Raw genomic sequence first — 20,484 nt, 5'->3', positions numbered from 1 at the left:
CTCGAGAGGGATGGATCATCGCCGGTCCGCTTCCGGACGGCGCTGTTTGGCCGGGCGCCGCTGCTCCGCCCCTTGTCCCCCGCCTACCTGTTGTGAAGGTAGATTATATACAATAAACGCCGGGGTTCCCGATCTTCGCCACCGGGTGGCGACAGGGGTGCCCAGGCGGCAGATGCAACCGTTTTTCTCGACAGACGGGATTCATCCCAGAAACGCGGTCCGCCAATGGCGGGAGCTGGTCAACGAGCGGCTCGTGCCTGCCGAGATCGAGACGCCGGATGGTCTCCCGTTCCAGGGACGGCTGGACGTGACGTGTATCGGCGCGATGCCGATCTCGCATTTCTGGCACACAACCGTGCGGACCAGAATCACGGACGCCGAAGCGCGACGCCGCGGGAACCCCGATCGGGTTTTCGTGCTCCTGAAGCTGTCCGGACGGGATACAATCCAGCAGCTTGACCGGGAGGCGAAGACCAAGCCGGGCGACCTCATCTTGCTCGACTCGAGTTCACCCGTGATGGAGGCGGAGACCGGCGACTCCTTGGTTATCGATCTGCCGCGCCAGCGTTTCGAGACCGTTCTGGGCCCGTCCCGACTCTACACCGCGCTCACGGCCGCAGCGGACCTCGCCTCGACGACCCTGACGGGCTCGTACCTTCAGGAACTCGTCCGGGTCAGCGATCGCCTCACTCCTGACGCGGCCGAGCGCATGGCATCGATCGGCGTCGACCTGATCGTGGCGAGCCTCGCCGAACGGATGGCGCAGGAGGCGCCGCGTTCCATCCACGGCAACGTCACGGTCCAGCGCGCCAAGGCCTATGTCGAGGCGAACCTGAGCGATCCGAACCTGGACCCGCCCCGGCTCGCCGCCGCGATGGGCGTGTCGTTGCGGCGGCTGCAGGAGCTGTTTCATGAGCGCGGCCGGCACATCTCCGACTACATCTGGGGACGCCGACTGGAGGTGGCAGCCAAGCGCCTGACCGACCCGGCCTGCGCCACCCTGTCGATCGGCCTGTTGGCTTATGGCTGTGGCTTCAGCAGCCAGGCGCATTTCGCGCGCCGCTTCAAGGATCGCTACGACGTGAGCCCCCGTGAATACCGACAGGCGCACAGGCCGGACGTGGAGGTATTTGCGTCCGCCTCCGGGCTGTCGTCCTGACGCGCAGCACGACCGGATCGGAAGCCACCGCCGGGCCGATCTCGACCGCTCGACAGCACACGCTGAAACCGACCTCAGGCGGACAGCGTCCGACGCAGCCTGCGCCAGCCCGCCACGATCCCGGTGACCGCGATGCCCGCCGCCAGGAGATTCAGGACCCACTGGGCCGTATCGTGCAGGGGGCGGTTGCCGGTGAGCCCCGGCAGGTCGAGCCGGTGCGCGGCGTCGAACAGCCAGCGGTTGATCCGGCCCGAGCGGTCCAGGCGCTGGAGGATCGTGCCGTCCCGGGGATCGACGTGGAGCCACGTGGCGGCCGCGTCGCCGAAGCGCAGGCGCAGCACCGGAAGCGGCCGTGGGTCGGCCCCGTGGGGATACCAGTAGGCGTCGTAGGCGTATAACGGGCGGATCGACCGGAGGGGACCGTCCGCGAAACCGTCTGCCGCGGCCGTCGCGATGCTGCGCGCGTCGAGGGCGGTCGCGCCGTCCGCTGCGACCGTCCGGAGGCCGTCCGCCGTCTCGGCGACGATCCACCAGCGTCCACCGATGGCGGCGAAGCGCAGGGTGCGCGTATCCGGCATGGCGCCATCGCGGAGCCGGTGCGGATCGAGGCCGAGCGCCGGCGGGGTTCCGGCATAGGCGGCGCGCAACGCTACCGGCGGGCTGGTCGCGCTGAACCAGCGGTTCGGGTTCATGGAGATCCAGCCGCTGACGATGAACGTGCTCAAGCCGAGGCCCCCCGCGAGGCCGAGCAGGTGGTGCCAGCGCGCCAGCCCGCGATAGGGCGTGACCGCCCCGGCCGCGTAGCGCCGCCGAAGGCGCAGGCGCCAGATCCCGATCGCGCCTCCACTCAGCGCGCCGAGGGCGGCGAAACCGGAGAGCCACAACAGGATCGTCCGCCACAGCTCCGGCCGGGCCCGCAGCGGCGTGAGGTAGATCCAGTGCGCCACCGAACCCACCCAGTTCCAGCCCCGCTCGAAGCGTGTCGTGTCGAGGGCGATCTCGCCGGTCACCGCAGACACGTAGAGCTCGGTCCCCGCGGCGTCGCCGAGGGCCACCTTCAGGAAGGGCCGGAGCGGGTCGTAGCGGGCCGTGACGGTCCACTGGTCGCGCGCGACCTGCTCGGCCTGCGCAGCCGGAGCACCACCGGCCGCGACACGCAGCGCGTCTGCGGGTGTCAGCGGACCGAGCCGCGCGCCGGTCCGTGCCGAGACCGTCACCCGGGTGCCGTCGTGGCCGGCGATCCGGTAGACCGGCTCGTCGCCCCGCATCTCCAGGCCGAAGGCGGCCGGCACGCCGGCGAGCCCGCCGGCCCGCAGCGCCGCGTCCGGCGCGACCGCGACCTGATCCCAGGCGATCGGGGCGAGCCGCGACAGCCGCTCGGCCTCGGTGAGCGCCGGGAACGGCACGTAGAGCATCACCAGCCCGGAGCCGATCCACAGCGCGAAGAACAGCCCCGCGGCGATCCCGGCCCAGCGGTGGAACAGGAGCAGCCAGCGCCGTCCCGCCTTGCCGAGCCGGCGCGGTCGGCTCACCACGTCACCGTGTAGGCGACCTCGACCGAGCGCGGGCGCCCGAGCAGCCAGTTGGTCCCGACCCCGTTCACGGCGTTGCCCGAGATCGCGTAGACCTTGTCGAACAGGTTGTAGACCCGCACGGACAGGCGCGAGTCCGCCGTCACCTGATGGTCCAGGACCGCGTTGACGAGGTTGTAGGCGGGGCGCCGCGCCGTGTTGCCGAAGTCGCTGTAGACCTGCCCGACGTTCTGCAGCCCGACCCGCGCGGTCCAGTCGCGGGTGACGTCCCAGGTCAGCCAGAGGTTGGCCACGCGCTCGGGCACGTCGATCGGCTGGTTGCCGGCATACGAGACGGTGGCGCCGTTCACCGTCTGGTCGAACCGGTCGTACTGCGCGTGGAGGAGCGCGAGGTTGCCGTCGAGCCGCCAGCCCGGCGCGAAGCGCCAGCCGAGCGCCAGCTCGAAGCCCTGCGAGGACTGGCTCCCCACCTGCGTGGACAGCGTCGGCTGGCCGGGGATCGCCGAGATCAGGTTGTCCTTGACGATCCGGTAGCCCGCGACGGTCCATTCGAGGGCGCCGTCGAAGGCCAGCCCCTTGGCGCCGATCTCGACCTGATCGCCGGTCGCGAGCTTGAAGCCCGCCAGCGACTGCGACAGCGTGATCAGGCTGTTCACCGGGTCGGTGGCGAAGCTGTACTGGGCGTAGAGCGCGCTGTCCGGCGTCGGGTTGTAGACGAGGCCGAACCGGTAGCCGAGCGCCCGGTAGGTCTTCTCGAACCGCGATCCCGTCTGCAAGTCCTCGCGGTTCAGCGTCGGCACGTCGAGGCGCACGCCCGTGAGGAACGACAGCTTGTCCGACAGGATCAGCCGGTCCTCGGCGAAGACCGAGGCCTGGCTCGTCTGCGTCGCGTAGGCCGGACGCGCCCGGCCGTTCTGCGGGAAGAGGCCCGGATCGTAGCCGGTGAGCGGCACGCTCGTGGTCTGGTCGAAGTAGAAGTTGTTGGTGTGGCGGAAGTCGATGTGATTCACGTCGAAGCCGGCCACGAACTGGTTCGGCAGCCCGACCAGGCTGCCCCGGAACGTCGCGTCGAGGCGGTCTCCGACCTGCTCCTGGTTGTGGTAGATCTCCAGGTAGTCGCCCCGGTCCACGAGCCCGGTGCCGCGGTTGTAGCTGTACTGCTCGACGTCGAGCCAGTGGCGCCGGCTGGTCAGCCGGTAGGCGGTGTTGCGGATCGTGATGTCGGCCGAGGGGGACCACTCGGTCTTGAGCTGGGTCCAGTTGTCGGCCCAGGTGATCTTCGCGTCGCGGACGTTGTAGTTGTTGAACCGGATGAGATCCGGGATCCGTCCCTCGACCAGCGGGGTGCCCCAGTAGCGGGCGGGCTCCTGGTAGCCGAGATCGTGGCTCAGGGTGAAGGCGAGGTCGGCGCTCGGCCGGAACAGCAGGGCGGCGGAGACCGCGAGGTTACGGAAATCGCCCTCCGGCCGCATCCAGCCGTCGGCGCGGTTGCCGCTGACGTTGAGGCGGTACGCGAAGGTGTCGCCGTACTCAGCCTGGCCCAGCGGGCCGCCGGAATCGAGGGCGAGCCGCGCGACCCCGTCGGTGCCGATCACCGCGCGGGCGGCGTTGATCGGCACGAAGACCGGCTTCTTGGGCACCACGTTGATGACGCCGCCGATGGCGCCGTCGCCGTAGAGCACCGAGGACGGCCCGCGCAGCACCTCGATCCGCTCGACGTTCCACGTGTCGAACGGGAAGGTCACGGTGTTGGCGCCGACGTAGAAGCGCGTGCCGTCGTAGAGCTGCTGGATCGAGTTCGGGCCGGCGAAGCCGCGGGACGTGAACGCGCCGTTGCCGTTGCCGGGCGCCGCGATGGTGGTGATGCCGGTCGCGTCCTGAGTCACGGCCTCGGCGATCGTGTCCTGGCCGCGCAGCCGCGCGGTCTCGCCCGACACGATGTCGAGGCTGGCCGGCGTCTCCAGCGGCGTCAGGCCGAGGCGGCTCGCGGTCCGGTCGGGGGTGCGCAGGTTGAGGCCATTCGGCGGCAGGCGGCTCGGGTCGCCGCCCGCGCCGGCGACGGACAGCTCATCCAGCGTGACCGCCTCCTGGGCGGCGGTCGGACTGGCGAGGAGCGCGAGGAGAACGCCGCAGAGCGGGGCCCGCCCGCCGGGGCGGGAGCGATGGGTCGATAGAGACATGGGGAAAGCGGTCCGTGCACGGCGCGCGCCGGCCCCCGCGTCCTACAAGCATTGTAATAACATTACAATGCGCTCGCTGTCCGGTAGCCTCTGCCCGTGCGGGCGCGCGACGGCGTGCTGCGACAGGGCTCGAGGGGTTCGAGACGGCGGAGACGGGCATGGGGAACGGCGTCGCGGGCGCGCTTGTTGTGGCACGTCACCGCGAACGAGGCCTCGGCGGCCGCCTCCCCTCGGGACTGGCGTCGCCTCGACACCCGCCAGGACACCCCGCCCGGCGCGTTTCGCGTGTGACCACGGCTGACGGCAGGTCTCCTGGCTCGCGGGTCGCCGCCCTCGCACCGTCTTCCCGGGGTGGACCCAGTGACGTGGTGGTGAAGGGCTCGCCGCTTACAGTTGCGGGGGCAGCCGCGGCTTCGGGGCGAACCCCTCACCGCGTTCCCTTTTGATCCCCGAGGGGAACCGTCGAGCACAGCTTGGCCGTAGCGGGGGCGGGCGTCAACCGTGTGTCCGGTTGTTGCCGTGGATCGGCGCGCTGTGCGCCGGTCCGTTGCGGCCTCGCCGACGACGGGCTAGCCCGTGCGGGATGACGGTCTGGCGGCCCCCTGCGGAGATTCGCGTGAAGGCACTGGGTCTGCCCCGGCGCGGCAACAGCCTGCTCGTGGCCGAGGTCCGCGCGGATGACGGGCGGCTGAAAGGCGTCCGGCCGCTCGGCGGCAGCGTCACGTTCGGCGAGCGGGTCGAGGACGCCGTGATCCGGGAATTCCAGGAGGAGCTCGGCGTCACCGTCTCGGTGCTCGGCGGCCCCCGCGTCATGGAGAACATCTTCACGCACGAGGGGCAGGTCGGGCACGAGGTGCTGTTCCTGTTCCCCGTCGCCCTGCCGCCGCGGCGGTTCGACGGGCAGGAGCGCTTCGTCTTCCACGAGGATTCCGGCACCGCCTGCGTGGCGCGGTGGTGCGATCTGGACGGGCTCGACGTGCCGGGCGGTCCCGACCTCTTCCCCGCCGGCCTGAAGGCCCGCCTCCGCGACGCGTGGCGCGCGGAGCCCTGACGGACCGGGCCGGCCCACCGCCTTTGCCGCTCGGCGCGGGCGATGCTACAGCCGGGCAATCCCATCGGTCCGGACGTCCGCGACGCCGCGGCCCATGCGCCCGGACGCTCCGTCCGACGCGGAGACGGGTGCCGGCGGAAGCATGACGATACGACCTCCCAGAAGCGGCGGGCCGACGGGGCGCAAGCCTCAGGCCGGCAAGTCCAGCGCCAGCAAGTTCAGGGGCGGCAAGGCCCAGGCCGACGGCCGCGCCCGCACGGGCCCGCGCACCAGCGCCCGCGACGCCGCCGAGCGCGCGGCCCGCAACCGCGGCGAGGATGCCGGCACCCGCGATCCCTGGGGCGCGCAGGCCGCTGCGGCCCCGGCGCCGGCCCGGCCGCCGAAGCCGCGCCGCGACGCCGCCGCACCGCGCGACGCCGCACCGCGCGACGCCGCGGCGGGCAAGCCCGGCGGCCGGCCGCCGGCCAAGCGCTCGGCGGCCCCCTCCCCGGCCCTCGCCTCTGCCCCCGCGCCCGGTCCGACCCGGCGCGAGCAGCGCGCCGCCGCCTCCGCGACCCTCGCCTCCGGCGTGCAGACCCTGACCGTCGAGCCGGACGAGGCTGGGATGCGGATCGACCGCTTCCTCACCGCCCGCTTCCCGCTCCTGCCCTTCACCCGCGTGCAGACCATCGTCCGCAAGGGCGAGTTGCGGGTCGACGGCAAGCGCGCCAAGCCGAACGACCGGCTGGAGCCGGGCATGAGCGTGCGCGTGCCGCCGCTGCGCCTCGACCAGCCCACCGAGCGGCCGCGCAGCGCCGCCCGCGAGCAGGACGACGCCGCCTTCATCCGGTCGCTGATCCTCTACGAGGATGCCGACATGATGATCCTCAACAAGCCCTTCGGCCTCGCGGTCCAGGGCGGTTCGGGGACGGTCCGGCACGTGGACGGCCTGCTCGCCGCCCTCACGGGTCCGGACGGCCAGAAGCCGCGCCTCGTCCACCGGCTGGACAAGGACACGGCCGGCTGCCTGATCATCGCCAAGACCCGGCTCGCCGCCGCGACGCTGGCGAAAAGCTTCCGCTCGCGGGCGGCCCGGAAGATCTACTGGGCGCTCACCGCGGGCGTGCCGCGGGTCCGGCAGGGGCGCGTCTCGACCTACCTCGCCAAGGAGGAGCCCACCGACGCCGACGCGCGGATGCGGGTCGCCAAGCACGGCGACGAGGGCGCGAGCCACGCGCTGACCTACTACGCGATGGTCGATCAGGCCGCCCAGAAGCTGTCCTGGCTGTCGTTCAAGCCGGTCACCGGCCGCACGCACCAGCTGCGCGCCCACGCGGCCCATATCGGCCACCCGATCGTGGGCGACCCGAAATACTTCTCCGTCGAGAACTGGGAGCTGCCGGGCGGCATCCAGAACCGCCTCCACCTGCTCGCCCGGCGGATCGTCATTCCGCACCCGCGGACCGGCAAGCCGGTCGACGTGAGCGCGCCGCTCCCGCCCCACATGGCGCAGAGCTGGAACCTCCTGGGCTTCGACGCCGCCCGCTACGACCCGATCGTCGAGGCTCCGGAGGCCTGAGCCCGCAGCCAGGGCACGATCACGTCCGCCAGCGCGTCCGGGGCCTCGAGCGGCAGCATGTGGCCCGACCCGTCGATCACCCTCAGCGTCGCGCCTGGGATGCCGTCGCGGAGCTCCCGCGCCTCGTCGAGGCTGCGCAGGGCGTCCTGGGCCGCCGCCACGACCAGGGTCGGGCAGCCGATCGCGCCGAGGCGGTCGCCATCGGATTCGCGCGCCTGCCCGGCCTGGCGCAGGAAGACCTCTCCGCCGAGGCGGTCGCCCATCTGCCGGATCCGGCTCAGGAGGGCGCCGTCGCCGGCGCGGTCCGGGTGCACCGACTGGAGGATCGCCGACCGGCTGAGGCCCCGGTAGCCCTGCTGGCGGATATGGGCGACGGCGGCCGCCTTCCGGCGCGCCTGGGCCGGCGTGTCGGCCCGCGACGAGGTGGCGACGAGGACCAACGCCTCCACCCGGTCCGGCACGAGCCGGGCGACCGCGCGGGCGACGTAGCCGCCCATGGAGAAGCCCACGAGCCCGAAGCGCGGCGGCGCCTCCGCGACGACGCGGCGCGCCATGTCGGCGATGGCGGCGTCCCGCGCGAGGTCGCCGTGCGTGATCGGACCCACCTCGGCGAGGCGCGCGACCACGTCCGACCAGAGGTCGGCATCGGTCATGAAGCCGGGCAGCAGCACGAGGTTCATCGCCGGATCACCCTTCCCGTCCCCCAGATAACCGTCACGCGAGCGCCCGTCAGCGCCGCGGCATCTCCGGTGAAAGTCGGGTGCGGTCCGGGCGTCCCGCGCGGCGCATGCCTTGGCAACCGGCCGCGCCGCCTCATATGCTGCCCCGCGCCCCGCCGATCCGCCGCGGGGCCTGTTCCCGGCGGTTCGAGACCCTGACACATGAAGCTCGCGATGCTGGCCTGCCTCGCCGCCCTGTGCCTCACCGGGCCGATCGCGCATGCCGCGCCGGGCGAGACGACCAGGGCGGCGCCGACGGCGAACGGCACCCACCCCCCCGAGACGGCGACCCCGCATCCGGCCCCGGCGCCCGCCCCGGGCGCGGCGCCCGCGCAGGCCGCCCCGCGCACCGCCAACAGTGCCCGCGCGGAGCGCCGGCGGCGCTCCTACGCGGCCTGCAACCGCGCCTCGCATCAGCGCGGGTTGCGCGGCGGCAAGCGCCGGCGCTTCCTGATCCGGTGCCGGCTCGGCTACGAGCGGACCCGGATCCCCGGCGGCCAGCCCGCCGCGGCCGCGCCGGCCCAGCCGGGCCGGAAGCCGTGACGGGGACCCGCCTCCTTTTACCCGCGCCGGCGGGGCGGCTCGCGGCGCGACTTCCGGCGCGTCGGTCGCGATGAGGCTCGTCGTCTTCGACGTCGACGGCACCCTCGTCGACAGCCAGCACCTGATCGTGGCGGCCCAGGAGGTGGCGTTCGCGGAGAACGGCCTGCCGGCGCCCGGGCGGCGGGAGGCCCTGTCGGTGGTCGGCCTGTCGCTGCCGCAGGCCTTCCGGCGCCTCGTCGGCGAGGACGGCCCGGTCGCGGAACTCTCGGAGAGCTACAAGCAGGCCTACAACCGCCTGCGGCTCGACCCCGCCCACGAGGAGCCCCTGTTCCCCGGCATGGCCGACCTGCTGACCCGGCTGCACGGGCGCTCCGACGTGCTGATCGGCCTCGCCACCGGGAAGTCGCGGCGCGGTGTGGACCGGCTGATCGCGCATTACGGCTGGGCGGACTGGTTCGCCACGACCCAGAGCGCCGACGACGCGCCGTCGAAGCCGGATCCGACCATGCTGCAGCAGGCGATCCGCGAGGCGGGCTGCGAGCCCGAGGCCACCGTGATGGTCGGCGACACCACCTTCGACATCGCCATGGGCGTGGCGGCCGGTGCAACGGCCGTCGGGGTGGCCTGGGGCTACCATCCGCCGGACGCGCTCTACGGAGCCGGGGCCGTGACGGTGGTCCCGAGTGCCGCCGCGCTGGAGGCGCTGCTCCTCGAGGGGCTCGCGACCGGCTCCTGATCGCGGGAGGCTCGCGCGCGGGGCCGGAAGCGCCTATCTCGCCTCCATGAGCGATCAGACGACAGACTGGCTCGGGCAACCGAGCGACGGTGACAGGCCCGACCCGGTCCGGGCCGCCCGCGGCCACGCCAAGCCGGCCCTGCCCCACCGCTTCTACAAGGAAGCCGGCTTCTCCGAGGATGCCGACGGGTTCCGGCTGACCCTGGACGGACGTCCGGCCAACACGCCGGCCCGCAACCCTCTGCGTCTCCCCAGCCGGACCCTGGCCGAGCGCGTCGCGGCGGAGTGGCAGGCCCAGGACACGGCGATCGACCCCGCGCGGATGCCCCTGACCCGGCTGGCCAACACGGCGATCGACGGCGTCACGCCCCGCCTCGCCGAGGTCGCGGCGGATCTCTGCGCCTACGCGGGCACCGATCTCGTGGCCTACCGCGCCGGGGATCCGGAGCGCCTCGTGGCGGCCCAGGCGGAGGCCTGGGATCCGATCCTCGCCTGGGCACGGGACGCGTTCGGTGCGCGGGTGATCCTGAGCGAGGGCGTCATGCAAGTCGCGCAGCCGGCCGACACGATCCAGGCGCTCTCCGCTGCGGTGAACGCGGTGACCGACCCGTTCCGGCTGGCGGGCCTGCACACCCTGACCACGCTGACCGGCTCCCTGCTGATCGCCCTGGCGGTTCTCGAGGGCCGGCTGACGCCGGCCGAGGCCTGGGCCGCGGCCCACGTGGACGAGACCTATCAGGCCGCCGTCTGGGGGCGCGACGCCGAGGCGGAGGCCCGCCTCGAGGCGCGCCGGACGGAGTTCGAGGCGGCCGCCGCGTTCGTCGCGGCCGGCGGCTGAGCCCGGGCCGCGATCCGGCGCGGTCGCGCAGATGCAATTGCGCAACAATCCCGCATTCGCGGCGCCCGCCCCGCGTCGGCGGCTGACAAAGCGCGAACACTGTTTTAGGGTTCGAAGTACATTGTGTTCGAGTCGACGATGCGTTCCGATCAGCCTGTCCGTTGCAGTTTTGAAGGCGAACTGGCCAATCTGATCGCGTCGAAACAGTTTTCCCGCGATCTCGACGGGCGCTACGCGCTGTTCGACGCCCTCTCGGACCTCGAGCGCCGAGCACAGGGCGCCGGAGCGCCCGATCTGACCTTGCGCAAGATTGCCGAGATCCGGTTCCTGGCGGGGATCCTGCGCGAGTCAGTGCGCCCGTTCCCGATCGCGCCCCTGCGGACGGTGCTGCGCGTGCGTGAACGGATCGACGCGCGCCGCGCGGTCTCCGCCGAGGCCGCGGATCTCGACGCGGTCTGACGCGGGCGCGGCTCAGGCGGGCTCGGCCAGGGCCGCCTGGATCTTAGCCTCCAGGGCCGCGGGCTTCGTCCCGGGCGCGAACCGGGCGATGACCCGGCCGTCGCGTCCGACCAGGAACTTGGTGAAGTTCCACTTGACCGCCCGCGTGCCGAACAGCCCGGTCCGGGCCCGGGTGAGATGGGCGTAGAGCGGATCGGCGCCCGACCCGTTCACCGCGACCTTGGCGAGCACCGGGAAGCTCACGTCGTAGCGCAGCGCGCAGAAGCTCGCGATCTCGACGGCGTCGCCCGGCTCCTGCGCGCCGAACTGATTGCAGGGAAAGCCCAGGACCGTCAGGCCCGCATCCCGGTGCCGGCGCCAGAGCGCCTCGAGCCCCTCGTATTGCGGGGTGAAGCCGCAGCGGGAGGCCGTGTTCACGATGAGCAGCACCTGACCGCGGTGCTGCGCGAGCGGGTACGGCGTTCCGTCGGCCGCGGAGACGCTGAAATCGTGAACGGTCGTCATGGCCGATCACTCGGGCAAACCGGCCGGATCCGCAAGGCTCGCGCGTCGCGACATGGCGTCGGCGCCGCGACGCGGTCCCGAGATCCCGGCCGCGACTCTAACCCCGTATATGGCCGAGCCCGCGCGCGTGGGGTAACGGGTCCGTCAATCGCGGCGACGGGACTCGGCACGGCCGCGAGTGAGGGGTACCCGCATCCCCCGCCTGGACCCGACCGGGACGTGTGGATGCCGCGCTATCACTTCAACATCCACGACGGATCCACGATCTTGGACGGCGCGGGAACGGAGCTGCCGGACTGGCAATCCGCCCGGCTCGAAGCCGTCCGGCGCGCCGGCGACATCCTGAGGCAGGACGCCCAGCGCATCGCCCTCGGCGAGGATTGGCGGATCGAGGTGACGGACCAGACGGGGCTGATCCTGTTCCAGATGACGTTCCTGGTGGTCGAATCCCCGGTCATGCGGCGGCATTCCGGCACCGAGCGCTGACCCTGCCCCGGGTCTGGCCGGTCGCCCGGTTCAGGCCGGCACTTTCCGGACGTCGAAGCTCGGGCCCTGGGGCGTCATCCGGTCGGTGGTGACGATGCGCTCGTCGGCGCCGACGATCCCGAGGCTGACGTCGCGGTCCGGCAGGATGACGGTGGTGCTCTTGTTGACGTGGACCAGCACGTGCCGGCGCAGGGGCACCGAGGCCACGGCCCAGCGCCTGAGCTGCCCGTAATAGGGCTCGCGCCGCCAAGCGTTCGCCTGTCCGGGATCGACCTGCACGTTCATGTTGCGGGTGAGCGGATCGAGGCTCAGCACCATCTTGGCGCGGTCCGGCTTCCATTCCGGGCCGAGCCATCCCTCCGTCATCCAGAGGCAGTGGAAGGCCCGGCAATGGTCCGGGCGGGTGGCGTGGATGGCGCAGCCCTGGCCGGCCTTCGTATGGCGGCACCACTGGCCCGCGACGCTCTCGACCGCGGGCACGTCGTAGACCTTGCAGCACAGCGTGCAGGCGCCGCAGGCGCGGCCGGGGGCGGGTTGGGCGACGTAGGCTTCCGGATTGAGCATCGGTCGGGCGCGGCGAGGGGCGGTGCTGGAGTAGCGCTGGCGGCATGCGTCCGGCAACGGCCGGACGCGGATCCTCCGGGCTACCTGACGGGGCATCGGGTCGGTAGTGTGGCGGCGGTCACCCGCGCACGAGGACCTTGCGAACCATGCTCTCGAACCTCGCGACCCGCGACGTCGAAACCCTCCTCCATCCCTACACCAACCTGTCGACGCACCGACAGACCGGCCCGCTGGTGCTGGAACGGGGCGAGGGCGTGCATGTCTACGACACCGAGGGGCGCTCCTACATCGAGGGCATGTCCGGCCTGTGGTGCACGGCGCTGGGCTACTCCAACGCGGAGCTCGTGGAGGCGGCCCGGGCGCAGATGGCGCGCATGCCCTTCACGCACCTGTTCTCCGGCCGCAGCCACGATCCGGGCATCGAGCTCGCCGAGACGCTGAAGGAGCTGATGCCGGTCCCGACCTCGAAGATCTTCTTCACCTCCTCGGGGTCGGAGGCCAACGACACGCAGGTCAAGCTGACTTGGTACTACAACAACGCCCTGGGGCGGCCGCAGAAGAAGAAGATCATCGCCCGCCAGAAGGGCTACCACGGCGTCACGGTTGCGAGCGCCTCGATGACCGGGCTCGCCGCGAACCACGCCGACTGGGACCTGCCGCTGCCGGGCTTCCTGCACGTCTCGCCCGCGCACCACTACCGGGGCGCCGAGCCGGGCGAGAGCGAGGAAGCCTACTCGGCGCGCCTCGCCGCCGAGCTGGAGGAGACGATCCTGCGCGAGGGGCCGGAGACGGTCGCGGCCTTCATCGCCGAGCCGGTGATGGGCGCGGGCGGCGCGATCGTGCCGCCGCGGGGGTACTTCGCGGCGATCCAGGCGGTGCTGGCCAAGTACGACGTCCGCTTCATCGCCGACGAGGTGATCTGCGGCTTCGGCCGGCTCGGCACGTGGTTCGGCAGCGAGGCGCTGGGGGCCCGGCCCGATTCGATCTCCTTCGCCAAGGCCCTGACCTCGGCCTACATGCCGCTCGGCGGCGTGAGCATCGACGAACCGCTCTACGAGGCGCTGATCGGCCAGAGCGAGAAGATCGGCACCTTCGGCCACGGCACCACCTATTCCGGGCACCCGGTGGCCGCCGCGGTGGCCCTGAAGGCGATCGAGATCTACCGCCGCGACCGGGTGATCGAGGGCGCGGCCGAGAAGGCGCCGCAGTTCCAGCGCCGCCTGGCGGCGCTCGCCGGGCACGACATCGTGGGCGAGGCCGGCGGCCTCGGGCTGATCGGCGGCCTGGAGATCGTCGCCGACAAGGCCAGCAAGCGGCAGTACGACCCGAAGAAGGGCGTGGCCGCCCGCTGCGTCGCCTTCGCGCAGGGCGAGGGGCTGATCGTGCGGGCGCTTGCCGGGGACCGCGTCGCCGTCTGCCCGCCGCTGATCATCGCGCCGGACGAGATCGACGCCCTGTTCGACCGGCTCGGCCGCGCGCTGGACCGCACCCGCGACTGGATTCGCGCCGAGGGGCTGGAGGCGATGCCGGGCTGAGGACCGCCCCGCGCGCGTCGCGGCGCGGGCGCGGATTCCGGCCGCGGCGGTCGCCTGCCGCCATCACACCGCGTCGCGCGACGCGTCCGGCAGCGCGGCCGCCTGGAGCCCCGCCGCGGTCAGCGGCGTGATGCGCAGCGTGGTGATCCGGTTCTTGGCCTTCCGCAGCACCTGGAAGCGGAAGCCGTGGAAGTTGAAGGCGGTGCCCTGGTCCGGGATGGTCCGCGCCTCGTGGATGACGAGGCCGGCGATGGTGGTCGCCTCCTCGTCGGGCAGGTCCCAGTCCATGGCCCGGTTCAGGTCGCGGATCGGCACGCCGCCGTCCACGTTCACCGACCCGTCCCCCTGCGGGCGCACGCCCGAGACGGTGACGTCGTGCTCGTCGGCGATGTCGCCGACGATCTCCTCCAAGATGTCCTCCAGGGTCACGAGCCCCATCACCTCGCCGTACTCGTCGACCACGAGGGCGAAGTGGGTCTTCTTGGTCAGGAAGGCCTTGAGCTGGGCGCGCAGCGACGTCGTGCCCGGCACGAACCACGTCTCCAGGGCCAGCGCCTCGACCTTGAGGCCGGAGGCGTCGCCGCCCGCGGCGTCGAGCGCCCGCAGCAGGTCCTTGGCGTGGAGGACGCCGACGATGTTCTCGGGCGTGCCGCGCCACAGCGGCATGCGGGTGTAGGGCGAGGCCAGCACCGCCCGGACGATGTCCTCGGAGGGCTGGTCGGCGTCGATCGCCCGCATCTTCGTGCGGTGGACCATCACGTCGGAGACCGACAGGTCCGACAGGTCGAGGAGGCCGCCCAGCATGTCGCGCTCGGCCTTGGCGACGCCGCCCTCCCGGTGCATCAGCGCCACCTGCCCGCGCAGCTCCTCGGCGGCGGTGAGGATCGACTGGTGCTCGCCGATGGTGACGCCGAACGGCTTCAGCATCACCCGCACGACGTGCTCGATGGCGATGGCCAGCGGGCCCATCAGCGCCACCGCGAAGGCCACCGGGCGGGCGGTGAGCAGCGCGGCCTTGTCGGGTTTGGAGATCGCCAGCGTCTTCGGCAGCACCTCGGCGAAGACGATGACCAGCACCGACATGCCGATCGTCGCGTAGATGACGCCGCTCTTGCCGAACAGCGCCGTGAGCACGCTGGTGGTGAAGGCCGAGGCGCCGATCGCCACGATGTTGTAGCCGATCAGCATCGCGCCGATGAAGCGCTCGCGGATCGCCAGGATGCGGTTGACGATCGCGGCGCGCGGGTCGCCCGCCTGCTCCAGGGCGTGCATTCGGGCTCGCGAGGCGGCCGTGAAGGCCGTCTCCGCGCCCGCGAAGAAGGCCGAGAGCAGCAGCGAGATCGCCACGATGCTCGCGGCGAACCACAGGTCGATATGGGTTTCCATCGGGTCCGTCAGGCACGCCTCGCGCGGCTTGTCGGCCGCCCATATAGCGCCTCCTGCGACTTATTGCGCGCCGATCGGGCGCACCGTCCACGTCCCCCAGTAGACGGGCCGCCCGTACAGGCTCGAGGCGTCGCGCCCGGAGGCGGTCGGGGCGAGCCGGTCGAGCCAGGTCAGGAAGCCCGCCTTGTTCGGGTAGATCGCCGGCGTGTCGAGGTTGCCCTCCGCGTCGGTCATCCAGAAATGCGCGCTCCGGTCGTACCGGCCGCTGCCGTCGCCCCCCGAGCGCAGCCCGAGATAGGCGGCGGAGCGGCCCGCCTCCACCGGATCGGCGTAGAGCTTGAGGGCGCCGATCCCGTCGAGGTTCAGGTCGGCCGTGTATTGCAGGCAGATATCCGCCACCGGACCGCCCGGGGCGTTGGCGGGCCGCTGGCACGTGTAGGAGACCGCCCAGCGCGGCATGCCCTTGGCGCGGGCCACCCGCACGAGGGTCCCGGGCGGCAGCGGCCCGGCGAGCTTGCGCGCCGTCGACCAGACCTTCGGCCCCGACAGGTCCTGCGCGGTGCGCAGGAACAGCCCGGTGCGGCGCTTCTCGGGGGCGAGGCCGCAATCCTCGGGCAGCACGTCGGTGTAGACGTAGTGATAGGTGCGGTCGACGACGCTGATCGAGCCGGCGAGTCCGTGGGTCTCGAAGGCCGGCGCCGTGCAGGCCGACGTGACCGGCTTGCCCGCCTCGTCGACCACCGCGGCGGGGACGGGCGGGTCGGCGCGCCGGCCGCGGCCGGCGCCCGCCTCGAACGGCGTCCAGGCCAGCCCGTAGCCGTCGGCGGTGCGGGTCCGGATCTCGAAGGTCTGGAAGTCGAGGGTGCGCGCCTCGATCTGGACGCGGCGCCGGACGTCGGCCGGGCCCGTCGCCGGCGCGTCCGGTTCCGCCCGCCGGCGCCGACGCCGGCCGCGGCGCTCGGGCTCGGCCGCGTCGCCGCCGGTGACGCCCACGCGCTCCTGCCCGAGCAGGAAGACGTAGCTGTAGGCCTCGCCGGCCCAGGTCCGGCCCGTCACGGCGATGGGGTCGCGCGGGCCGATGCCCTCCGCGGACGGCGTCGGCTCGGACCAGCCGCGCGTCCGCGCGCGCTCCTCCGGCAGGTCGACCCAGAACCGGTCGGCCGAGGGCGGCAACGTCGTGACCAGGGCCTCGAAGGTGCGGCCGGTGCGCAGGGCGCCGCCGTCGCGGCTGTCGGTGGCGCGCCGCTCCGGGCACGGCTCGTCCCGGCGGGACGCCACCGGCGTCTGGCCCTGGAACACGGCCTGGAGCGGGCCGGGCGCCTCGGAGCGGGCGAGCCGCAGGATCTGCACGCCGCGCACGAAGGCGCAGGGCGCCGGCGCGATGAGGACGCCCTCGGCCTCCGAGCCCTCGCGGCAGATCTCCAGCGCGCCGCCCCCGGTCAGGAAACAGCTCGGGGCGCTGCCCTCGTAGCCCGCGGACCGGGCCTCGGCGGGGCGCGTCCCGATCAGCGCGGATCCGGCCAGCGCCGAGAGCGCCGCGAGGGCCGCGAGGCGCCTGCCGGAGCGCCGGCCCGAGCGCCGGGACGCGGCGTCGCGTGCAGGGGGAATGACGGTATCGGCAGGCGATGTCGTGGCAGTCTTTGTAGAAATCACGTCTATCGCCGATGTCGATCCGGATGTCGGAACAGTCTCGCAGCCTCTAACTCACGGTCGCTGAGCCGGAAAGTGGCGCGGACCACGCAAGCCCCCTTCGATGGGGACGGGGCGAACCCGGCGCCCGCTCGCCCGTTGTCGCGGCTTGAGGGCCCCGCTGGCCCGACCCTTTCAGCGCCCGGAGATCAGCGCATGGACATCGCCGTCGAGACCGTCACCGACATCGTCATGCGGCTGCGCGCCATCGAGGTGAAGGAGGGCAATACCGACCCGGATTCGGGTTCGAACCCGATCGATGACGGCGCCACCGACGTCCTGGTCTCCGGCACCGACGACGCCACCGAGTCCGAGGTCCGCGGCCTGATCGCCGGGCTCGACGACGATTCCCGTGCCGAGTTGCTCGCCCTCCTCTACGTCGGGCGCGGCGACATGGAGCCGGAGGAGTGGAGCGAGGCTGTCCGCTTCGCCCGCGAGCGCGAGGCCGCCGGCGAGGGCGCCGCGCGGGAACTCCTGGGCTCTCCCGACGCCGGCGACCTCCTGGAGGAAGGCCTCGACGCGATGGGGCTCAGCCCCGAACTGCCTCAGGCCTGAGCGCCCGGACGGCGGCCGTTCGCCATGGCCTCGCGCGCGCGCAGGGGTGCCACGAAGGCGCTGCGGGTCCTCACCCGGCCGGTCCGCCGCGCGCAGGGGCGTGGCGGCAAGGGCCGGGGCGGGCTCGTGGTCGAGCCCTACCGCGGCTACGGGTCACGGGACGAGGTGTTCCTCATCGGCCGCGTCTTCCGGCAGTCGCCGGGGATTCCCGGCGAGGATCCCGAATCCCTTCGAGCGCAGTGGCGCGACCTGCGCCGCCGCATCGCCCGGCGGACGATCGCCGGCGCGGGCATCACCGCCCGGTTCGGCGACGATGCCGTGCGGGTCGAGACCGACCGGGACGGCTATTTCCGCGTGCACCTGCACCCGCGCACGCCCCCGGCCGAGACGGGTGACTGGCACGCGGTCGATCTTCTCCTCGATGCCGATCCGCCGATCCCCGCCGAGGGCGCGGTGTTCATCCCGCCCGACCGCTGCCGCTGCGTCGTGGTCAGCGACATCGACGACACGGTCATGCGCACCGGCGTCGCCAACAAGCTCAAGATGCTCTGGCGCCTGTTCGTGGAGGATGCCGAGAGCCGGGTCGCCTTCCCGGGCGTCGCCGCCCTCTACCGCGCCCTCCACGCGGGCGCCGGCGGCGACGAGGGCAACCCGATGCTCTACGTGTCCCGCGCGCCCTGGGGTCTCTACGAGATGCTCTCGGAGTTCTTCCAGCGCCACGGCATCCCGGCGGGCCCGGTGCTGTTCCTGCGGGAATGGGGCCTCTCCTGGACCCACCCGCTGCCGCGCCGGGCCACCGACCACAAGCACGCGCTGATCCGCCACATGCTCGCCCTCTACCGCGACCTGCCCTTCGTGCTGATCGGCGACAGCGGCCAGCATGACCCGGAGGTCTACGCGCAGATCGTCGAGGAGAATCCCGGGCGGGTGCTGGCGGTCTACATCCGCAACGTGTCCCGAGGCTCCGCACGGGTGGAGGAGATCGTCCGGCTTGCCGGCGCCGTTGCCCGGGCCGGATCGAGCCTCGTGCTCGCCGCCGACAGCGTCGCCATGGCCGAGCACGCGGCCGCCATCGGGCTGATCGCGCCCGGGGCGGTGACCGGCGTCGCCGACGAGCACGCGGCGGCGGCCGAGACCGGGCCGCGCCGGGAGACCGCCCGGATCACGCCGGAGCCGTCGGGCGTCGCCGACGCGGCCGAGGACCCGATCGGGCCGGAGGCGATCGCCGAGGCCCTCGCCGGCGACGGCGCCGTGCCGGCGACCCTGGTGGTCGAGCCGGAGACGCCGGCCGCGCTCCCGCGGCTCGGTGCGTGACCGCGCGGCCGCGATCGTCACCCGGGCGGCTGTCGCGGGCCGCCCGCTCCGATAGGTATCGGCCGAGCGCGGCCGGCACCCGCCGAGACGGGTCGCGGAACGGGCTGCCGCGGGAGGAATCGAGATGCGCCTGAGCCTGTCCGCGCTGCTGATGATCGCCTGCGGCACCCCGGCCGCCTTCGGGCAGGCCCCGCCCGCGGAGCGGGCCGTGCCGCGCTTCGCGCAGTTGGAGGCCGAGATGGGCGCGGCCAACGCCGCCCCGGGGCCGCGGACGGTGCCGGCCAAGGTCGTGCCGGTCCCCGACACGACGAGCCCGCAATTCCGCACCGCGGTGGCGGCGCCCTACCGGGTGCCGGCCTGGAACGCGAACCCGCCGGACGCCGCGGCCTGGAAGGCGCTGGTCGACAAGCTCGCTGCCGCCGGAGCCGCCACCCTGCCGGCGCTCCGCGAGAAGCTGGGCGTCACCAGCGAGGCCGCGGTGATCGGCGGCGTGAAGGCCTTCGTGATCCAGCCCCGGCAGATCCCCGAGGCCAACCGCGACCGGCTCCTCCTGCACATCCACGGGGGCGGCTACGTCTACAATCCCGGCGAGGCCGGAACGCTGGAGGCGATCCTGATGGCCGGCCTCGGCGGCTACAAGGTCATCTCGGTGGATTACCGCATGCCGCCGGACGCGCCCTACCCGGCCGCCATGGACGACGCGACCGCCGTGTGGCGGGCCATGCTGTCCATGCAGAAGCCCGGGAACATGGCGGTGTTCGGCACCTCAACGGGCGGCGGCATGACCCTGGCCCTGATGCTCCGCGCCAAGGCCGAGGGGCTGGCGCTGCCCGCGGCGATCGGCCTCGGGACGCCCTGGTCGGACATGACCGAGACCGGCGACAGCTACCGGACCAACGAGTGGCTCGACAACGTGCTCGTCAGCTATTCCGGCTACCTGACGCCGGCCGCCAAGCTCTACGCCGCCGGCCGCGACCTGAAGGACCCGCAGCTCTCGCCGATCTACGGCGACTTGGCCGGCCTCCCGCCCGCGATCCTGGTCACCGGCACCCGCGACCTCTTCCTGTCGAACACGGTGCGCACCCACCGGAAGCTGCGCGCCGCCGGGATCGAGGCGTCGCTGCAGGTGTTCGAGGGCATGTCCCACGCGCAGTACCTGTTCACGCCGGACGCGCCCGAAACCAGGGAGGTCTTCGGAGAATTGGCGCACTTCTTCGACGATCATCTGGGTCGCTGAGGCGCCGCGGCGCGGGCTCGCGCGGAGCTCGTGCTCACGAAATGGTGCAATGCAGCATCTCGGTGGAGAGGGTTCACATCCGGGCCGCGATGCCTAGGTTCGGCCCCTCGCAGCCGGTCCACGCTCCTCGAGCCTCCTGGAGGCCATCCGTGCAAACCTACACCCTCGCCATCGCCGACGGCGTCCTGTTCGCCTGCCTGCCCGACGAGGCCGACATCTCGGCCGCGATCACCGACGCGACCGCGACCAATTACGGGTTCGGCCTCAGCCTCGACATCGTCCGCGGGGCGACCCTGACCGACGCGGCCCGTCCCGAGGACGAGGTCGTGTGGCAGGAAGGGCCGGACAGCGAACTGCTCGACGCGCAGGGGCGGCGCTACCGCTACGCCGTCCGCCGACCCTGCTGACGAAAGCCCGGCGCGGACCTGACTCCGGGACG

The 20,484-nt window shown here is 72.7% G+C and carries 20 protein-coding genes and 1 riboswitch; of the genes, 13 read left to right on the top strand and 7 right to left on the bottom strand.

Annotated elements, in window-relative coordinates:
• The first annotated feature begins 172 nt into the window (after positions 1–172).
• Positions 173–1,159: a helix-turn-helix domain-containing protein gene (locus ASG32_RS10695; protein WP_056526125.1), complete on the top strand. Its 987-nt coding sequence runs from the start codon at positions 173–175 to the stop codon at positions 1,157–1,159.
• A gap of 74 nt (positions 1,160–1,233) precedes the next feature.
• Here the strand turns inward: ASG32_RS10695 and ASG32_RS10690 are convergent, their stop codons facing one another.
• On the bottom strand, positions 1,234–2,694 hold the full coding sequence (locus ASG32_RS10690) for a peptidase (protein WP_056525536.1): 1,461 nt from the start codon (positions 2,692–2,694) through the stop codon (positions 1,234–1,236).
• Positions 2,688–4,871 (bottom strand): TonB-dependent siderophore receptor, encoded by a 2,184-nt coding sequence (locus ASG32_RS10685; protein ID WP_056525534.1) that lies wholly within the window; start codon positions 4,869–4,871, stop codon positions 2,688–2,690. Before ASG32_RS10685 ends, ASG32_RS10690 begins: the two co-directional genes overlap by 7 nt.
• A gap of 284 nt (positions 4,872–5,155) precedes the next feature.
• A riboswitch (cobalamin riboswitch) is annotated at positions 5,156–5,350 on the bottom strand.
• 104 nt (positions 5,351–5,454) lie between these two features.
• On the opposite strand from ASG32_RS10685, the gene ASG32_RS10680 reads away from it, so the two are divergent.
• Both ASG32_RS10680 and ASG32_RS10675 read left to right on the top strand, forming a co-directional pair.
• Positions 5,455–5,922, top strand: a complete 468-nt coding sequence (locus tag ASG32_RS10680) for an NUDIX domain-containing protein (RefSeq protein WP_056525522.1) — start codon at positions 5,455–5,457, stop codon at positions 5,920–5,922.
• 142 nt (positions 5,923–6,064) lie between these two features.
• Complete coding sequence (locus ASG32_RS10675; protein WP_056525519.1) at positions 6,065–7,480, top strand: RluA family pseudouridine synthase; 1,416 nt, start codon at positions 6,065–6,067, stop codon at positions 7,478–7,480.
• Here the strand turns inward: ASG32_RS10675 and ASG32_RS10670 are convergent.
• Positions 7,447–8,160: an alpha/beta fold hydrolase gene (locus tag ASG32_RS10670; protein ID WP_056525516.1), complete on the bottom strand. Its 714-nt coding sequence runs from the start codon at positions 8,158–8,160 to the stop codon at positions 7,447–7,449. The genes ASG32_RS10675 and ASG32_RS10670 overlap by 34 nt on opposite strands.
• 201 nt (positions 8,161–8,361) lie before the next feature.
• Here ASG32_RS10670 and ASG32_RS10665 point away from each other — a divergent pair, with 201 nt between their 5' ends.
• From ASG32_RS10665 to ASG32_RS10650, 4 genes are all read left to right on the top strand, one after another.
• Complete coding sequence (locus tag ASG32_RS10665; RefSeq protein ID WP_020093661.1) at positions 8,362–8,742, top strand: hypothetical protein; 381 nt, start codon at positions 8,362–8,364, stop codon at positions 8,740–8,742.
• Positions 8,743–8,812: 70 nt separating this feature from the next.
• Complete coding sequence (locus tag ASG32_RS10660) at positions 8,813–9,478, top strand: HAD-IA family hydrolase (RefSeq protein WP_020093660.1); 666 nt, start codon at positions 8,813–8,815, stop codon at positions 9,476–9,478.
• A gap of 46 nt (positions 9,479–9,524) precedes the next feature.
• Entirely contained in the window at positions 9,525–10,316 is a 792-nt protein-coding gene (locus ASG32_RS10655) for an ATP12 family protein (RefSeq protein WP_056525512.1), read from the top strand.
• A gap of 138 nt (positions 10,317–10,454) precedes the next feature.
• Complete coding sequence (locus tag ASG32_RS10650; protein WP_132366861.1) at positions 10,455–10,775, top strand: hypothetical protein; 321 nt, start codon at positions 10,455–10,457, stop codon at positions 10,773–10,775.
• A gap of 12 nt (positions 10,776–10,787) precedes the next feature.
• Here the strand turns inward: ASG32_RS10650 and ASG32_RS10645 are convergent, their stop codons facing one another.
• The gene (locus tag ASG32_RS10645; RefSeq protein ID WP_056525509.1) at positions 10,788–11,279 is read right to left on the bottom strand and encodes a glutathione peroxidase; all 492 of its coding nucleotides are present in this window, start codon (positions 11,277–11,279) and stop codon (positions 10,788–10,790) included.
• 225 nt (positions 11,280–11,504) lie between these two features.
• On the opposite strand from ASG32_RS10645, the gene ASG32_RS10640 reads away from it, so the two are divergent.
• Complete coding sequence (locus ASG32_RS10640; protein ID WP_020093656.1) at positions 11,505–11,765, top strand: hypothetical protein; 261 nt, start codon at positions 11,505–11,507, stop codon at positions 11,763–11,765.
• A 30-nt stretch (positions 11,766–11,795) separates the two neighbouring features.
• Here ASG32_RS10640 and ASG32_RS10635 read toward each other — a convergent pair whose 3' ends face one another.
• Complete coding sequence (locus ASG32_RS10635; protein WP_042671766.1) at positions 11,796–12,329, bottom strand: hypothetical protein; 534 nt, start codon at positions 12,327–12,329, stop codon at positions 11,796–11,798.
• 146 nt (positions 12,330–12,475) lie between these two features.
• Here ASG32_RS10635 and ASG32_RS10630 point away from each other — a divergent pair, with 146 nt between their 5' ends.
• On the top strand, positions 12,476–13,864 hold the full coding sequence (locus tag ASG32_RS10630) for an aminotransferase (protein ID WP_056525505.1): 1,389 nt from the start codon (positions 12,476–12,478) through the stop codon (positions 13,862–13,864).
• Between the two features lie 63 nt (positions 13,865–13,927).
• On the opposite strand, the gene ASG32_RS10625 is transcribed toward ASG32_RS10630, so the two are convergent.
• Both ASG32_RS10625 and ASG32_RS10620 read right to left on the bottom strand, forming a co-directional pair.
• Entirely contained in the window at positions 13,928–15,250 is a 1,323-nt protein-coding gene (locus ASG32_RS10625; protein ID WP_056525502.1) for an HlyC/CorC family transporter, read from the bottom strand.
• A 60-nt stretch (positions 15,251–15,310) separates the two neighbouring features.
• Entirely contained in the window at positions 15,311–16,903 is a 1,593-nt protein-coding gene (locus ASG32_RS10620) for a hypothetical protein (protein WP_056525499.1), read from the bottom strand.
• Between the two features lie 192 nt (positions 16,904–17,095).
• Here ASG32_RS10620 and ASG32_RS10615 point away from each other — a divergent pair, with 192 nt between their 5' ends.
• The 4 genes from ASG32_RS10615 to ASG32_RS10600 all read left to right on the top strand — a co-directional run bounded on the left by ASG32_RS10615 (position 17,096) and on the right by ASG32_RS10600 (position 20,452).
• Positions 17,096–17,494: a DUF3775 domain-containing protein gene (locus ASG32_RS10615; RefSeq protein WP_056525497.1), complete on the top strand. Its 399-nt coding sequence runs from the start codon at positions 17,096–17,098 to the stop codon at positions 17,492–17,494.
• 24 nt (positions 17,495–17,518) lie between these two features.
• The gene (locus tag ASG32_RS10610) at positions 17,519–18,808 is read left to right on the top strand and encodes a phosphatase domain-containing protein (protein WP_056525495.1); all 1,290 of its coding nucleotides are present in this window, start codon (positions 17,519–17,521) and stop codon (positions 18,806–18,808) included.
• Positions 18,809–18,932: 124 nt separating this feature from the next.
• Positions 18,933–20,045: an alpha/beta hydrolase gene (locus tag ASG32_RS10605; protein WP_056525492.1), complete on the top strand. Its 1,113-nt coding sequence runs from the start codon at positions 18,933–18,935 to the stop codon at positions 20,043–20,045.
• Positions 20,046–20,194: 149 nt separating this feature from the next.
• Positions 20,195–20,452: a hypothetical protein gene (locus ASG32_RS10600; protein ID WP_020093648.1), complete on the top strand. Its 258-nt coding sequence runs from the start codon at positions 20,195–20,197 to the stop codon at positions 20,450–20,452.
• The last annotated feature ends 32 nt before the right edge of the window (positions 20,453–20,484 follow it).

It is taken from the genome of Methylobacterium sp. Leaf361, from assembly GCF_001424445.1.
Taxonomy (GTDB): domain Bacteria; phylum Pseudomonadota; class Alphaproteobacteria; order Rhizobiales; family Beijerinckiaceae; genus Methylobacterium.
Note: the sequence above shows the minus strand (reverse complement) of the source record. Positions and strands in the feature narration are given on the sequence as shown.

Excerpts from the sequence above, each read along its gene's own strand:
- ASG32_RS10695 (WP_056526125.1), top strand. The coding sequence starts at position 173 with ATGCAACCGTTTTTCTCGACAGACGGGATTCATCCCAGAAACGCGGTC.
- ASG32_RS10685 (WP_056525534.1), bottom strand. The coding sequence starts at position 4,871 with ATGTCTCTATCGACCCATCGCTCCCGCCCCGGCGGGCGGGCCCCGCTC.
- ASG32_RS10680 (WP_056525522.1), top strand. The coding sequence starts at position 5,455 with ATGACGGTCTGGCGGCCCCCTGCGGAGATTCGCGTGAAGGCACTGGGT.
- ASG32_RS10675 (WP_056525519.1), top strand. The coding sequence starts at position 6,065 with ATGACGATACGACCTCCCAGAAGCGGCGGGCCGACGGGGCGCAAGCCT.
- ASG32_RS10670 (WP_056525516.1), bottom strand. The coding sequence starts at position 8,160 with ATGAACCTCGTGCTGCTGCCCGGCTTCATGACCGATGCCGACCTCTGG.
- ASG32_RS10665 (WP_020093661.1), top strand. The coding sequence starts at position 8,362 with ATGAAGCTCGCGATGCTGGCCTGCCTCGCCGCCCTGTGCCTCACCGGG.
- ASG32_RS10660 (WP_020093660.1), top strand. The coding sequence starts at position 8,813 with ATGAGGCTCGTCGTCTTCGACGTCGACGGCACCCTCGTCGACAGCCAG.
- ASG32_RS10655 (WP_056525512.1), top strand. The coding sequence starts at position 9,525 with ATGAGCGATCAGACGACAGACTGGCTCGGGCAACCGAGCGACGGTGAC.
- ASG32_RS10650 (WP_132366861.1), top strand. The coding sequence starts at position 10,455 with ATGCGTTCCGATCAGCCTGTCCGTTGCAGTTTTGAAGGCGAACTGGCC.
- ASG32_RS10645 (WP_056525509.1), bottom strand. The coding sequence starts at position 11,279 with ATGACGACCGTTCACGATTTCAGCGTCTCCGCGGCCGACGGAACGCCG.
- ASG32_RS10640 (WP_020093656.1), top strand. The coding sequence starts at position 11,505 with ATGCCGCGCTATCACTTCAACATCCACGACGGATCCACGATCTTGGAC.
- ASG32_RS10635 (WP_042671766.1), bottom strand. The coding sequence starts at position 12,329 with ATGCTCAATCCGGAAGCCTACGTCGCCCAACCCGCCCCCGGCCGCGCC.
- ASG32_RS10630 (WP_056525505.1), top strand. The coding sequence starts at position 12,476 with ATGCTCTCGAACCTCGCGACCCGCGACGTCGAAACCCTCCTCCATCCC.
- ASG32_RS10625 (WP_056525502.1), bottom strand. The coding sequence starts at position 15,250 with ATGGAAACCCATATCGACCTGTGGTTCGCCGCGAGCATCGTGGCGATC.
- ASG32_RS10615 (WP_056525497.1), top strand. The coding sequence starts at position 17,096 with ATGGACATCGCCGTCGAGACCGTCACCGACATCGTCATGCGGCTGCGC.
- ASG32_RS10610 (WP_056525495.1), top strand. The coding sequence starts at position 17,519 with ATGGCCTCGCGCGCGCGCAGGGGTGCCACGAAGGCGCTGCGGGTCCTC.
- ASG32_RS10605 (WP_056525492.1), top strand. The coding sequence starts at position 18,933 with ATGCGCCTGAGCCTGTCCGCGCTGCTGATGATCGCCTGCGGCACCCCG.